This is a genomic window from Pseudomonas sp. Irchel s3h14, from assembly GCF_900187425.1.
GTDB lineage: Bacteria > Pseudomonadota > Gammaproteobacteria > Pseudomonadales > Pseudomonadaceae > Aquipseudomonas.
Map to the genome: position 1 here is coordinate 70,876 of NZ_FYDJ01000018.1, position 13,523 is coordinate 84,398.

General features: G+C 58.7%; 12 protein-coding genes. 9 read left to right on the forward strand and 3 right to left on the reverse strand.

Annotated elements, in window-relative coordinates; translation table 11 throughout:
• The first annotated feature begins 66 nt into the window (after positions 1–66).
• Positions 67–1,215 (forward strand): pyridoxal phosphate-dependent aminotransferase, encoded by a 1,149-nt coding sequence (locus tag CKW16_RS25280; protein ID WP_095131576.1) that lies wholly within the window; start codon positions 67–69, stop codon positions 1,213–1,215.
• Positions 1,203–1,994: an amidohydrolase gene (locus tag CKW16_RS25285; RefSeq protein ID WP_095131624.1), complete on the forward strand. Its 792-nt coding sequence runs from the start codon at positions 1,203–1,205 to the stop codon at positions 1,992–1,994. Before CKW16_RS25280 ends, CKW16_RS25285 begins: the two co-directional genes overlap by 13 nt.
• Before the next feature lie 203 nt (positions 1,995–2,197).
• On the opposite strand, the gene leuA is transcribed toward CKW16_RS25285, so the two are convergent.
• On the reverse strand, positions 2,198–3,877 hold the full coding sequence (gene leuA / locus CKW16_RS25290; protein ID WP_095131578.1) for a 2-isopropylmalate synthase: 1,680 nt from the start codon (positions 3,875–3,877) through the stop codon (positions 2,198–2,200).
• 398 nt (positions 3,878–4,275) lie between these two features.
• On the opposite strand from leuA, the gene CKW16_RS25295 reads away from it, so the two are divergent.
• On the forward strand, positions 4,276–4,632 hold the full coding sequence (locus CKW16_RS25295; protein WP_095131580.1) for a hypothetical protein: 357 nt from the start codon (positions 4,276–4,278) through the stop codon (positions 4,630–4,632).
• A 166-nt stretch (positions 4,633–4,798) separates the two neighbouring features.
• Here CKW16_RS25295 and CKW16_RS25300 read toward each other — a convergent pair whose 3' ends face one another.
• Entirely contained in the window at positions 4,799–5,620 is an 822-nt protein-coding gene (locus tag CKW16_RS25300; RefSeq protein ID WP_095131582.1) for a peptidoglycan DD-metalloendopeptidase family protein, read from the reverse strand.
• Between the two features lie 3 nt (positions 5,621–5,623).
• Positions 5,624–7,003 carry an exodeoxyribonuclease VII large subunit gene (gene xseA / locus CKW16_RS25305; RefSeq protein WP_095131584.1) on the reverse strand — a complete coding sequence of 460 codons (1,380 nt, stop codon included), beginning with the start codon at positions 7,001–7,003 and terminating at the stop codon, positions 5,624–5,626.
• Positions 7,004–7,188: 185 nt separating this feature from the next.
• Here xseA and CKW16_RS25310 point away from each other — a divergent pair, with 185 nt between their 5' ends.
• From CKW16_RS25310 to CKW16_RS25335, 6 genes are all read left to right on the forward strand, one after another.
• Entirely contained in the window at positions 7,189–7,956 is a 768-nt protein-coding gene (locus CKW16_RS25310; RefSeq protein WP_095131586.1) for a sulfite exporter TauE/SafE family protein, read from the forward strand.
• 60 nt (positions 7,957–8,016) lie between these two features.
• Positions 8,017–8,565: a hypothetical protein gene (locus CKW16_RS25315; RefSeq protein WP_046046046.1), complete on the forward strand. Its 549-nt coding sequence runs from the start codon at positions 8,017–8,019 to the stop codon at positions 8,563–8,565.
• A 200-nt stretch (positions 8,566–8,765) separates the two neighbouring features.
• Positions 8,766–10,235, forward strand: a complete 1,470-nt coding sequence (gene guaB / locus CKW16_RS25320) for an IMP dehydrogenase (protein WP_008147785.1) — start codon at positions 8,766–8,768, stop codon at positions 10,233–10,235.
• A 99-nt stretch (positions 10,236–10,334) separates the two neighbouring features.
• Positions 10,335–11,912, forward strand: coding sequence for a glutamine-hydrolyzing GMP synthase (gene guaA, locus CKW16_RS25325; RefSeq protein WP_008147787.1), 1,578 nt, complete (start codon positions 10,335–10,337; stop codon positions 11,910–11,912).
• Between the two features lie 178 nt (positions 11,913–12,090).
• Complete coding sequence (locus CKW16_RS25330) at positions 12,091–12,783, forward strand: hypothetical protein (RefSeq protein WP_095131588.1); 693 nt, start codon at positions 12,091–12,093, stop codon at positions 12,781–12,783.
• Positions 12,776–13,501 carry a Fic family protein gene (locus CKW16_RS25335; RefSeq protein WP_095131590.1) on the forward strand — a complete coding sequence of 242 codons (726 nt, stop codon included), beginning with the start codon at positions 12,776–12,778 and terminating at the stop codon, positions 13,499–13,501. The genes CKW16_RS25330 and CKW16_RS25335 overlap by 8 nt, the downstream gene beginning before the upstream one ends.
• Positions 13,502–13,523 lie beyond the last annotated feature (22 nt).

Consider the following 13,523-nt stretch of genomic DNA (forward strand, 5'->3'; position numbering starts at 1 on the left):
TCGTTTGGGCTATCCTCGGGCTTTCCCGTGCCGCCGTAGAGCCGGGTGTAGAGCAGGGAATCACCGATGATCACCAGTAAGCTGCCGAATGTCGGCATCACTATCTTCACTCAGATGTCTCAGCTTGCGGCGCAAACCGGGGCGCTGAACCTGTCCCAGGGTTTTCCCGATTTCGATGCGCCGCAGGCCCTGTGCGATGCGGTCGGTCGGCATATCGCCAGTGGCCACAACCAGTATTCGCCGATGACTGGCCTTCCTGCATTGCGTCAGCAGATTGCGGCGAAGATCGCCCGCAGCTACGGCGTCAATGTGGATGCCGACCATGAAGTGACCGTCACGCCCGGTGCAACCCAGGCGATCTTTTGCGCTATTCAAGCGGTTATCCACAGCGGTGACGAAGTGATCGTCTTCGATCCGGCCTACGACAGTTATGCACCGTCGGTTGAGCTGGCCGGTGGTCGCTGCGTTCATGTGCAGCTGGGCCTGAATGACTTCGCCATCGACTTCCAGAAACTCGGTGAAGCCATTACGCCGCGCACGCGGATGATCATCCTCAACACCCCGCACAACCCAAGCGGCGCGCTGATCAATCGTGCCGAACTGGATCAGCTGGCGGCTTTGATTCGAGACCGCGACATCTATGTCATCAGCGATGAGGTCTACGAACACCTGGTGTTCGATGGCGTGCCTCACGTCAGCGTGCTGAATCACCAAGAGCTGTATCAGCGTGCATTCGTAGTCAGCTCCTTCGGCAAGACCTATCACGTCACTGGCTGGAAAACCGGCTATGTGGTCGCACCGCCGGCCCTCACCGCCGAGCTGCGAAAGGTTCACCAGTACGTCAGTTTCTGCGGCGTAACACCGCTGCAATACGCCTTGGCCGACTTCATGGCCGAGCACCCGGAACACGTCGAAGAACTGCCGGCTTTCTATCAGGCCAAGCGCGATCTGTTCTGCGATCTGCTGGCGCCGTCACGCTTCAGTTTCACCCGAGTGGCCGGTACGTATTTCCAATTGGTCGATTACTCGCAGATCCGCCCGGACCTCAATGATGTCGAGATGGCGTTGTGGATGACCCGTGAACATGGCGTGGCGAGCATCCCGATCTCGGTGTTCTACCAGACCCCACCCGAAGGCCAGCGCCTGGTGCGCCTGTGCTTCGCCAAACGCGAGGAGACCCTGCGTGAAGCAGCGGCAAAACTATGCGTGATCTGAGTGCGCTACCCAATCTGAACATCGCGCTGATCCAGACCACCCTGGCCTGGCACGATCGTCAGGCCAATCTGGAGCATTTCGAGCCGTTGCTGGAACAGGCTCGCGGGGCGGATCTGATCATCCTGCCGGAGATGTTTACCACCGGTTTTTCCATGGAATCGGAGACCCTCGCCGAGTCGGAAAATGGTCCGACCAGCAAATGGCTGCGGGTTCAGGCAGCGAAACTGGATGCGGTGATCACTGGTAGTGTGATCGTCCAAGCGGCTGACGGCAGCCATCGCAATCGCCTGTTGTGGGCGCGGCCGGACGGGGAGGTGTGGCACTACGACAAGCGCCATCTGTTCCGCATGGCCGGCGAGCACAACCACTTCACGCCGGGTGAGCGTCAGGTGCAGTTCGAACTCAAGGGCTGGCGAGTGCGTCCGCTGATTTGCTACGACCTGCGCTTCCCGGTCTGGAGCCGCGATGCTCAGGACACCGATTTGCTGCTGTACACCGCCAACTGGCCGGGGGCACGGCGTCAGCACTGGAACCGCTTGCTGCCAGCGCGGGCGATTGAAAACCTCTGCTATGTGGCGGCGGTGAATCGCATTGGTACTGACGGCAAAGGTTTCGCGTATACCGGCGACAGTCAGGTCCTGGACTTCCAGGGTGAGACGTTACTCAGTGCGGGCGAAGCCGATGGCGTGTTTCAGGTCGTTTTGAACGCTGCGGATCTTCAGGCTTATCGGACACGCTTTCCGGCGAATCTGGATGCCGATACGTTCGAGTTCACCTGATATCGTCGCTGCCTGACAGGGCCTCTTCGCGAGCAAGCCCGCTCCCACTTTGACCGATGTGAACACAGACTTTGTGTACACCCCGATCAAATGTGGGAGCGGGCTTGCTCGCGAAGGGGCCATAACAGACAACGCTTAAACATCAGGCAAACAAAAAGGCCCCGAGGTTTGCACCTCGGGGCCTTTTGCGTTGCAGCGAAGGCTTACGCCGCTTTCGCTTCCGGCTGGCTCAGCGAGCGGTTCAGCGCGCTGAACAGGGCCTTGAAGCTGGCGGTGGTGATGTTTTCATCGATCCCGACGCCGTGCACCGCACGTTCACCGTTCACACGCAGCTCGATGTAGGCCGCCGCCTTGGCATTGGTGCCCGAACCGATGGCGTGTTCGTTGTAGTCCATGATCTCAACCGGAATCGGCAGACCGGCCACCAGCGCTTCCAGGGCACCGTTGCCTTTGCCACGCCAGTGCAGGTTGGTTTCACCCTGACCTTTGCCCGAGACTTCCACTTCGACGGCGCTGTGACCGTTTTCTTCTTGCAGGCGATGGCTGACCAGCGCGTACGGGGTGTTGGCCTGCAAGTACTCGCTGTGCAGCAGCGCGTGGATTTGCTGGGCTGTCATTTCAAGGCCCAGGCGATCGGTTTCACGCTGCACAACTTGGCTGAACTCGATCTGCATGCGACGCGGCAAGCTGATGCCGTATTCCTGTTCCAGCAGGTAAGCGATACCGCCCTTGCCCGACTGGCTGTTGACGCGGATCACCGCCTCGTAGCTGCGGCCGATATCGGCCGGGTCGATCGGCAAGTACGGCACTTCCCACAGGGCGTCCGGTTTCTGCTGGGCGAAGCCCTTGCGGATGGCGTCCTGGTGGGAACCGGAGAACGCGGTGTGAACCAGGTCGCCGACGTACGGGTGACGTGGGTGCACCTGGATCTGGTTGCATTCTTCGACGACTTTGCGCACGCCGTCGATGTCGGAGAAGTCCAGCTCAGGGTGAATGCCCTGGGTGTAGAGGTTCAACGCCACGGTCACCAGGTCGACGTTACCGGTACGTTCGCCGTTGCCGAACAGGCAGCCTTCGACACGGTCGGCGCCGGCCATCAGGCCCAGTTCGGTGGCCGCAACGCCAGTGCCACGGTCGTTGTGGGTGTGCAGGCTGATGATCACGCTGTCACGACGGTTGATGTGACGGCCGAACCATTCGATCTGGTCGGCATAGATGTTCGGGGTCGCGCATTCGACAGTGGCTGGCAGGTTGAGAATCACCTTGTGCTCAGGCGTCGGGTTCCAGACTTCGATCACTGCGTCGCAGACTTCTTTGGCGAACTCGAGCTCAGTGGCGCTGAAGGTTTCTGGGGAGTATTCGAAGGTCCACTCGGTGTTTGGCTGCTGGGCGGCATATTTGACGAACAGCTCGGCCGCGTTCACGGCGATGGCCTTGACCCCTTCCTTGTCCTGGTTGAAGACAATGCGGCGGAAGGAAGGAGAGGTGGCGTTGTACAGGTGAACGATGGCTTTCTTCGCGCCGCGCAGGGATTCGAAGGTGCGCTCGATCAAATCTTCACGGCCCTGGGTCAGCACCTGAATGGTGGTGTCGTCCGGGATGTGGTTGCCTTCGATCAGGGTACGCACGAAGTCGAAGTCGGTTTGCGAAGCCGCCGGGAACGACGCTTCGATTTCTTTCACTCCGACCGACACCAGGGTTTTCCAGAAACGCAGCTTCTTGACCGCGTCCATTGGCTCGATCAGCGACTGGTTACCATCACGAAGGTCGGAGCTGCACCAGATAGGCGCGGCGGTAATGGTCTTCGACGGCCAGGTGCGGTCCGGGATGTCGATGGTCGGGAACGCGCGGTATTTCGAAGACGGGTCTTTGAGCATGCTCATCGGGGAATCCTTATTGTGTGGGCCGAAAAAAGGCGGCCTGCCGGTGGATCAAATGTTCTGGGGATAAAGCGTAGGACGAGGCACCGCGATTCAGCCTGGCAGTCGTGCACTGACAAGGCACAGGCTGCGGTGCTGGCGAAGCTGAATGAGGGTGTGAGAGGTTTTCATGCCTTCAACCCTAACCGCGAGGGTGAAGGATGGCAAGCGGTCGAAAAAAATTGAGAGGAATCCTCGAAAAGTCGTGGTTATCGAGATTTTATTGCGGTGAACGGTGGTGATTGTTTTTATGTTTGCGCGAGGTTTGAGCGATGCGCAATTGAAGGCTTTCGGTGATGGGGCGTGTCAGCGCGGCTATTCTTAAAGCCTCACCAAGGACTACTGGCAGGCAGGAGTCGGCAATGAACGAGTCGGATTGGAAGCTTTATAGCGCACTGCGTCCGTTGGCCCATGAGCGGCTATGCATCCGGATCATGGAGGAGGTCGAGCGCACGGTGCTGGATAAAAGCATTGCACCTTACGAGCGTATTGAAGCCAGCGAGGAAAGGCTGAAGGCCGGTCAACAGGAGCTGTATTGGGCGTTTGGCGTGTTCAGCCACTCACGCAATGAGGCGCCTGCTCACTTGCTGGGGCTGTGTACTCATGAGTTGATCAGCGCTGAAGAGTTGGCGGGCTTTTCGGAGGAAACCCAGGCCTGGATCAAAGAGTGTCTGGCGCACAGGGAAATTCATGGGATTGAGGATCTTGAGGCGGAATAAACGGCGCCAGTGATATCGCCATCGCGGGCAAGTCGGATCGCCGCACCGCTTGCTCCTACAGGTTTTGTGTCGATCACAAATTTTGCGTACGACACCAACCCCTGTAGGAGCAAGCGGTGCGGCGATCCGACTTGCCCGCGAAGAGGTCAGTAGCCTCGACAACTATTTATGGCTGAAACGCTCCAATGAAAATCGCCGGATCAACCCGCGCATCATTCAGGCTGACGTTCCAGTGCATATGCGGCCCGGTCGCGCGCCCGGTGGCACCCACTTTCCCGACCACTCCACCACGGGCCAATTGCTGGCCCACCTTCACGTCGATTTTCGACATGTGGCAGAACATGCTGATAAAGCCCTGTCCGTGATCGACAAACACCGTGTTGCCGTTGAAAAAGTAGTTACCGATCAGGATCACCTTACCGGCAGCCGGGGTCTTGATCGGCGTACCGGCAGGCACTGCGAAGTCCAGGCCTGCGTGAGGATTACGCTCTTCACCATTGAAGAAGCGGCGCACGCCGAACTTGCTCGACAGCGGGCCGTTGACCGGTTTGTCCAGCAACAGGTTGCTCGGGGTGTTTGGGCTGAAGCTGCGGTAAGCCTGGATCTGTTCGGCCAACTCACCCTCGATGCGCTTGAGATTCTCCGGGTTCGGATTGACCTGCTGCGTGTTCTTCAGGGTGATGTGCTGTTCCGGGTATTTCTTGTTACCCACGTTGAAATTCAGAGTGCGACCGTCACTGCTGACCTGCTGCGTGCCCGGTTTAACCGTCAGCGGCACGCCGACAATCGCCAGCCAGTTGTTCTGTTCCTTGACCACCAGCACCGGTTTGCCCTGATAACTGGCCTTCGGCGCCTGCACCGAGGCGCCCAGATCCACCACAGCTACGCCGCCCGGCACCGGTTTGTTCAACAGGCGGGTGATGTAACTGTCGGCGTGGGCGTTGAAGGTCAGGCACAGCAACAGCAGCGGAGCTAAAAAACGCGGCATGGATCAATCCAGTAAAGAAAGGGTGACAGGCGTCAGGTGATTGTCTTCGACCCGCACTTGCAGCTCGCCTTCGCCAAGTCTGGCTTTCAGGCGCTGACCATTGTGGGTTTGCGCGGCGTTGCGGATCGCGTTGCCGCGTTCGTCCAGCAAAATGCTGTAGCCACGGCCAAGGGTCGCCAAAGGGCTGACCACATGCAGCGTCTGCATCTGGCTTTGCAGTTGCAGGCGACGGGATTTGAGCCCTTCGCGCATGGCACGGGGCAGGCGTTCGGCAAGACTGTCGAGGCGCTGACGGAGCATCGCCAGCTGCCGACCGGGATGTTGCCCGGCGAGGCGGGTTTCGAGGCGGATCAACTGTTCGCGACGGGTATTGAGGCTGCGTTCGAACGCGCGGCGCATGCGCATGTCCAGATCGTCCAGGCGCTGCGCTTGCTGGCGCAGACGCTCGCCGGGATGGCGCAAGCGGCGAGACATGCCTTCCAGGCGCAGTCGATCACGCATCAAGCGGTCGCGGATACGCATCACCAGACGTCGATGCAGGCTTTCGACCCGACGGACCAGGTCACTGGAATCCGGCGCGAGCAGTTCGGCAGCGGCGGACGGCGTCGGGGCGCGGACGTCGGCCACGAAGTCGCTGATCGATACGTCGGTTTCATGGCCGACGGCGCTGACAATCGGCGTCACGCAGGCATCCACGGCGCGGGCCACGGCTTCTTCGTTGAAGCACCAGAGGTCTTCCAGCGAACCGCCGCCACGGGCCAGGATCAACGCATCGAAACCGCGGGCGTCCGCCAGTTTCAATGCGCGGACAATCTGCGCAGTGGCTTCGCGACCCTGCACGGCAGTGGGGATCAACGTCAGTTGGATCTGCGGCGCACGGCGGCGGAATACGCTGATGATGTCGCGGATTACCGCGCCGGTGGGCGAGCTGATGATGCCGATGCGTTGTGGATGCGCTGGCAGCGGCACTTTGCGCTCGGCGCTGAACAGGCCTTCGGCGCTGAGTTTTTCCTTCAACGCATCGAAGGCCAGACGCAGCGCACCGTCACCGGCCGGCTCCACGGTATCGAGGATCAGCTGATAGTCGCCACGGCCCTCGAACAGCGAAACCTTGCCGCGGACCTTGACCGCCAAGCCATCCTTCAAGGCCTGACGCACTCGCGCCGCGTTCTGCCGGAACAGTGCGCAACGCACCTGGGCGCCGCTGTCCTTGAGGGTGAAATACACGTGGCCGGACGCCGGACGGGCGAGGTTGGAGATTTCGCCTTCGACCCAGATGTTGCTGAACACGTCTTCGAGCAGCACCCGCGCGCGGCCGTTGAGCTGGCTGACAGTCAGGACTTCACGGTCCAGGCCGAGTCTTGCAAAGGGATCTTTAATCATGGGGCGCAGTTTAAAGGCATTCGACGCTGAATCTCCATGCACCAACGAAAATCCCCTGTGGGAGCGGGCTTGCTCGCGAATGCGGTGTGCCAGTCGACATTAATATTGAATGTTGAACCGCATTCGCGAGCAAGCCCGCTCCCACAAGGGGTAAAGTCAGCTCCGGGAATCAAGGAAGGCATGGAATGAATGTACTTGAGCTGTTGAACCAATGGCCCTTCGGCGCTACGGACTGGCTGGTAATCGCGTTGGGCATTGCCCTGGCCTACATCGTGTTCGGTATTGCCGGTTTCGGCACCGCGTTGGTGGCCGGGCCGATTCTGATCCTGTTCATGCCGCTGTCGAAGATCGTGCCGCTGTTGGTGCTGCTGGATTTCGTCGCGGCGTTCGGCAATCTGCTGCCTTCGCGACGGGATGTGGCGAAGCCCGAGTTGCTGCGGCTGCTGCCGTGCATGGCGGTGGGCTGCACGTTGGGGGTGATTTTCCTACTGAACCTGAAATCCGATGTGCTGTTGCTGTTGATGGGGCTGTTTATCAGCGCTTATGCGATTTATAGCCTGTGGGTCAAAACCCGTCCGACACAATTGTCCGCCGCTTGGGCCGTACCAATGGGCACGGTGGGCGGGATGTTCGGGGCATTGTTTGGCAGTGGCGGCTTTTTATATGCGATCTATTTGAACAGTCGCCTGCCCAAAGAGGCGGCCCGGGCGACCCAGAGTGCGCTGATCAGTTGCAGCACGGTGGTGCGTTTGAGCCTGTTTGTCGTCGCAGGTGTGTACGCCGAGCTACCCTTGTTGGTATTGGCGCTGTGTTTACTGCCGGCCATGGCATTGGGGCTGTGGATCGGCCGGCGGTTGACCATGAGATTGTCCCGCGAGGCGTTCGTGCGGCTGGTGACCTGGTTGGTGCTGGCCAGCGGAATTGCCTTGATCGGACGTTATTTGAGTGCTTGACCTCTGAAGCCGGGTGCTTATGCTGCCGGGCTTCGTTAAAGCGTTGCAGCAGGCCGCACCATGAATTCGCAAAGCATCATCGTCCCGAAAATCTCCACACTGCCGGTGCACGAACCCCGGGCCCGGGCGGTCGTGCGTTGGCTGGTGCGCAAGAACATCATTAAAGAAGAACTGACCACTTGTGGTCGCACTGGCAACCGCATGGCTCATGCCATCGCCGACGGTGCCCGCGCTGTAGTGCTTCACCCTGAAGCGCTGCCGTTCGGCGAACCGATCAATGGCCTGGAAATCATCACCAAGCGCTGCATCTATACGCCGGCCAAGGGTTTCCTTGAAGAGGCGGGTTGCGCCGAGTGCCGCAAGGAAGTCGGCGAAGCGTTGTTCGAAAGCCTGGAAGACTGGATGCCGGGGCGCACCGATAACTTCACGTGTCCGGAGTGCGGGCATGAAGATGACATCAACGGCTTTCTTTTCCTGCAGGAATGCGGCTTTTCCAACCTGGGGTTTATCTTCAACAACTGGGCCGAGGCCGGGTTCAAACAGAGCTTTATCGACGAATTTGCCGATTGGCTGGATCAGCCTGTCAGTTGGGTGAAAGTCGAACTGTAGGAGCACAGCTTGCTGGCGATGGCGGACTTAAGGATGCCATCGCGGGCAAGTCGGATCGCCGCACCGCTTGTTCCTACAGAATTCGGCGTTAAATACCCGTCGATCGACCGTGTCGATAATAGACAGAGTTTTACATTGAACCCGAGGGGGTGTCTGACTATAATGGCGCGCTTCCATTTTCCCGCTCGGGAGCCCCCGCGATGCTGCGTATCAGCCAAGAAGCTCTGACATTCGACGACATTCTCCTAGTGCCTGGTTATTCCGAGGTGCTTCCTAACGAAGTCAGTCTCAAGACCCGCCTAACCCGTGGCATCGAGCTGAATATTCCTCTGGTTTCTGCCGCCATGGACACCGTTACTGAAGCCCGTCTGGCAATCGCCATGGCTCAGGAAGGTGGCATCGGCATTATCCACAAGAACATGACCATCGAGCAGCAAGCTGCCGAAGTGCGTAAGGTCAAGCGTTACGAAGCCGGCGTGGTCAAGGACCCGATCACAATCGAGGCTGACGCCACGGTTCGTGAACTGTTCGAACTGACCCGCATGCACAACATCTCCGGCGTTCCGGTACTGCACGATGGCGACCTGGTCGGCATCGTCACTTCCCGTGACGTACGTTTCGAAAACCGTCTGGACGCCTCCGTCCGTGAAGTGATGACGCCTAAAGAGCGTCTGGTCACGGTCAAGGAAGGCGCCGACAAGAACGACGTCCGTGAGTTGTTGCACAAACACCGCATTGAACGCGTACTGATCGTCGACGACAAATTTGCCCTCAAAGGCATGATGACCGTCAACGACATCGAAAAAGCCAAGGCCTACCCGCTGGCCAGCAAGGACGATCAAGGTCGTCTGCGTGTTGGCGCTGCTGTCGGTACCGGTAAAGACACCGGTGATCGCGTAGCTGCCCTGGTCAATGCCGGCGTTGACGTGGTGGTGGTCGACACCGCTCACGGTCACTCCAAAGGCGTGATCGACCGCGTTCGCTGGGTCAAACAGAATTTCCCTGAAGTGCAGGTCATCGGCGGCAACATCGCCACCGGCGCTGCCGCCAAGGCTCTGGCCGAAGCAGGCGCCGATGCAGTCAAGGTCGGTATCGGCCCAGGCTCGATCTGCACCACCCGTATCGTCGCCGGTGTCGGCGTCCCGCAAATCAGTGCCATCGCCAACGTCGCCGCTGCCCTTGAAGGCACTGGCGTGCCGTTGATCGCCGACGGCGGCATCCGTTTCTCCGGTGACCTGTCCAAGGCCATCGTTGCCGGTGCTTCCTGCGTGATGATGGGCTCGATGTTCGCCGGTACTGAAGAAGCACCTGGCGAGATCGAACTGTTCCAGGGTCGTTCGTACAAGGCTTACCGCGGCATGGGTTCGTTGGGCGCCATGTCCCAGGCTCAAGGCTCCTCCGACCGTTACTTCCAGGACTCCTCGGCAGGCGCCGAGAAACTGGTTCCGGAAGGTATCGAAGGGCGTGTTCCTTACAAGGGCACACTGAGCGCCATCATCCATCAACTGATGGGCGGCCTGCGTTCCTCGATGGGTTACACCGGCAGTGCCGACATCGAAGAAATGCGCACCAAGCCTGAGTTCGTGCGGATCACCGGTGCTGGCATGGCCGAGTCCCACGTTCACGACGTACAGATCACCAAAGAAGCGCCAAACTACCGCGTAGGTTGAGCCTTCCAGCAATAAGTTAAGCAACCGGGGCTGTTCTATTCAGCCCCGAGTTGTTTCTGAATCACGACTGTTTCTGAATTACTTAGACGAGACTGAATCATGGCCCTCGACATTCACGCCCACCGCATCCTGATCCTCGACTTCGGTTCCCAGTACACCCAACTGATTGCCCGCCGCGTGCGTGAAATCGGCGTGTACTGCGAACTGCATCCGTTCGACATGGACGACGAAGCGATTCGCGAATTCGCTCCAAAAGGCGTCATTCTCGCCGGCGGCCCCGAGTCCGTGCACGTAGCTGACAGCCCGCGCTGCCCGCAAGCGGTGTTTGACCTGGGCGTACCGGTCTTCGGTATCTGCTACGGCATGCAGACCATGGCTGAACAGCTGGGTGGCAAGGTCGAAGGTTCCGAACTGCGTGAGTTCGGTTATGCCCGCGTTGACGTGGTCGGCAAGAGCCGCCTGCTCGACGGCATCGAAGACCACATCGACGCCGACGGCCTGTTCGGCCTCGACGTGTGGATGAGCCACGGTGACAAGGTCACCAGGATGCCTCAGGAGTTCCACATCCTGGCCAGCACCCCAAGCTGCCCGATCGCCGGCATGTTCGACGATGCTCGTGGCTACTACGGCGTGCAGTTCCACCCGGAAGTGACCCACACCAAGCAGGGCGGTCGCATCCTCTCGCGCTTCATCCTCGACATCTGCGGCTGCGAAGCCTTGTGGACGCCTTCGAAGATTGCTGAAGACGCCATCGCCAACATTCGCGCCCAGGTCGGCACCGACAACGTACTGCTCGGCCTGTCTGGCGGTGTTGACTCCTCGGTAGTTGCCGCGCTGCTGCACAAAGCCATCGGCGACCAGCTGACCTGCGTCTTCGTCGACAACGGCCTGCTGCGTCTGCACGAAGGCGAGCAAGTGATGGCCATGTTCGCCGAGAACATGGGCGTCAAGGTGATCCGCGCCAATGCCGAAGATCAATTCCTCGACAACCTGGCCGGCGAGTCCGACCCGGAGAAGAAGCGCAAGATCATCGGCCGTACCTTCATCGACGTCTTCGATGCCCAGTCCAACAAACTGGACAACATCAAGTACCTCGCCCAAGGCACCATCTACCCTGACGTGATCGAGTCGGCTGGCGCCAAAAGCGGCAAGGCTCACGTCATCAAGTCGCACCACAACGTGGGTGGCCTGCCGGAAGAAATGAACCTCAAGCTGGTTGAACCCCTGCGCGAGCTGTTCAAGGACGAAGTCCGTCGTCTGGGCCTGGAACTCGGCCTGCCGTACGACATGGTCTACCGTCACCCGTTCCCGGGCCCGGGCCTGGGCGTGCGGATCCTCGGTGAAGTGAAGAAGGAATACGCCGACCTGCTGCGTCGTGCCGACCACATCTTCATCGAAGAACTGCGCAAGGCCGACTGGTACCACAAGGTCAGCCAGGCATTCGTGGTGTTCCAGCCGGTGAAATCGGTTGGCGTTGTCGGCGATGGCCGTCGTTACGCCTGGGTAGTGGCCCTGCGTGCCGTTGAAACCATCGACTTCATGACCGCGCGTTGGGCACACCTGCCTTACGAACTGCTGGAAACTGTTTCCGGCCGGATCATCAACGAAATCGAAGGCATCTCCCGCGTCACTTACGACGTGTCGAGCAAGCCGCCAGCGACCATTGAGTGGGAATAATCCCGCGCTAGTGTCATCGTTGCGAAAAGCCCCTGTACCGGTCTCGGTCAGGGGCTTTTTTATGCTTCACTGCTTTTGTAACGTCTGTTTCTGTTGCATACGAAGCGAGCAATATGGCCTGCAGAAGTTTTGCTTCGACAGGTGGTAAAGTATTCGCTCGCTGTCGGGAGGTTTGAACATGAAGCTTGAAGAACGCATGCGGATGGCCATCCAGCGCACGTCGGGTAATGTGATCCTGCGCGCGGACGTTGCGTCGCTGGGCGGTCACTCTCAAGTTTCCGTCGCTCTCGATGAGTTGCAGAAAAAGGGCGTGATTGTGCGGATGGGCATTGGTGTTTATGCCAAAGCGTTCAAAAATCCTGACACCGGTCTCGTTACGCCTGTCGAGGATCTTGAAACACTGGCGGTCGAAGCATTTCGGCGGTTCGGCATGAGCGTTTCAGTGCAAACGACGCCTTCAGGACAGCGCCGTTCGGTCGCACGCAAGGAAGCGAAAATATGCGTGCAGGGCAATCGCCGGATCCGCCGCAAGTTGTCGTTGGGCGGAAGGTCGGTGGTTTACATCAATGAACGGGCGCCCTCCCGGAAAGCGAAAAATACAGTAAGGCGTCACCCTGAAACCGGTGACTTGATCATCCCGACTGTTGGCCTCAAACGGTACGTGCTGGATCTCGCCGAGGTCAGTAAGGTTTCCTACGTCAAAACATATGCCGATGAATGGGCAGAGAATGTCTCGAGATTGGCCGGGGATGATGTTCGTACCGACTCAATTGAGCAGTTGGTCATTGCGTTGAAAAAAGAGAAAAAGGTCACCGGCACAGAAGCGGTTCATCTACTCGCCAACTACTTGAGAGAAAGACAGCGTGTTTGATCCGTTCAAGGACTTCGAAGCGAAGGGGTATCTCAGGAATGTTGTGGGTGAAAAAGACCTCAACATCGTCAAACACCTTGAGCACGACTTGTTCAGCGCGAACCTGTCGGACGCCATGGCTTACCTGGCCAAGCAGAGAGTAATCACCTACGGTAATTTTCTGCATGTTCACAAACTCCTGTTCGGAGATCTTTATCCTTGGGCGGGCAAGGATAGACTGAGCACTTCTCCTGATTTGGCTATTTCCAAGGCAGATACTTACTTTTGCCCTCCCACTGAAGCCAAAAGGGCTGTAGAAGAAGGTCTCCGTCTGGGCCAGGACAAGGCTTTTCTCAGAAAATCATCGGGCGTGGTGATGGGGTTCTTTGCCTATGGGCACCCATTCCTGGACGGTAATGGAAGGGCGATGCTCGTGGTGCACTCGGTGTTGTGTCATCGAGCTGGATTTTCGATTAACTGGAGCAGGACAGACAAGTCCGCCTACTTGTCGGCGCTCAGTGATGAGATCGAGACTCCCGATAAGGGCATCCTTGATGATTACCTGAAGGACTTCATCGAGCTACCTCTGGATCCGGGAAAGTGGGAAGCTGCTATTCAATCTGTTAAAGGTCTTAACGGTCTTGTCTCGGTGGACACTGTCGAAGGATCCTTTAATGATCCTGCCATCTCGCAGAAGTATCAGGAGTTCGATCAGCGCAGGGGCTACACGATTGATTGATTGATTGATTGATCGCAGGTAA

Bases quoted from the DNA above. Each gene is read 5' to 3' on its own strand.
- CKW16_RS25315 (WP_046046046.1), top strand. From the start codon at position 8,017: ATGAATTCGCAAAGCATCATCGTCCCGAAAATCTCCACACTGCCGGTG.
- CKW16_RS25310 (WP_095131586.1), top strand. From the start codon at position 7,189: ATGAATGTACTTGAGCTGTTGAACCAATGGCCCTTCGGCGCTACGGAC.
- CKW16_RS25330 (WP_095131588.1), top strand. From the start codon at position 12,091: ATGAAGCTTGAAGAACGCATGCGGATGGCCATCCAGCGCACGTCGGGT.
- guaA (WP_008147787.1), top strand. From the start codon at position 10,335: ATGGCCCTCGACATTCACGCCCACCGCATCCTGATCCTCGACTTCGGT.
- CKW16_RS25285 (WP_095131624.1), top strand. From the start codon at position 1,203: ATGCGTGATCTGAGTGCGCTACCCAATCTGAACATCGCGCTGATCCAG.
- guaB (WP_008147785.1), top strand. From the start codon at position 8,766: ATGCTGCGTATCAGCCAAGAAGCTCTGACATTCGACGACATTCTCCTA.
- xseA (WP_095131584.1), bottom strand. From the start codon at position 7,003: ATGATTAAAGATCCCTTTGCAAGACTCGGCCTGGACCGTGAAGTCCTG.
- CKW16_RS25295 (WP_095131580.1), top strand. From the start codon at position 4,276: ATGAACGAGTCGGATTGGAAGCTTTATAGCGCACTGCGTCCGTTGGCC.
- CKW16_RS25280 (WP_095131576.1), top strand. From the start codon at position 67: ATGATCACCAGTAAGCTGCCGAATGTCGGCATCACTATCTTCACTCAG.
- CKW16_RS25300 (WP_095131582.1), bottom strand. From the start codon at position 5,620: ATGCCGCGTTTTTTAGCTCCGCTGCTGTTGCTGTGCCTGACCTTCAAC.
- leuA (WP_095131578.1), bottom strand. From the start codon at position 3,877: ATGAGCATGCTCAAAGACCCGTCTTCGAAATACCGCGCGTTCCCGACC.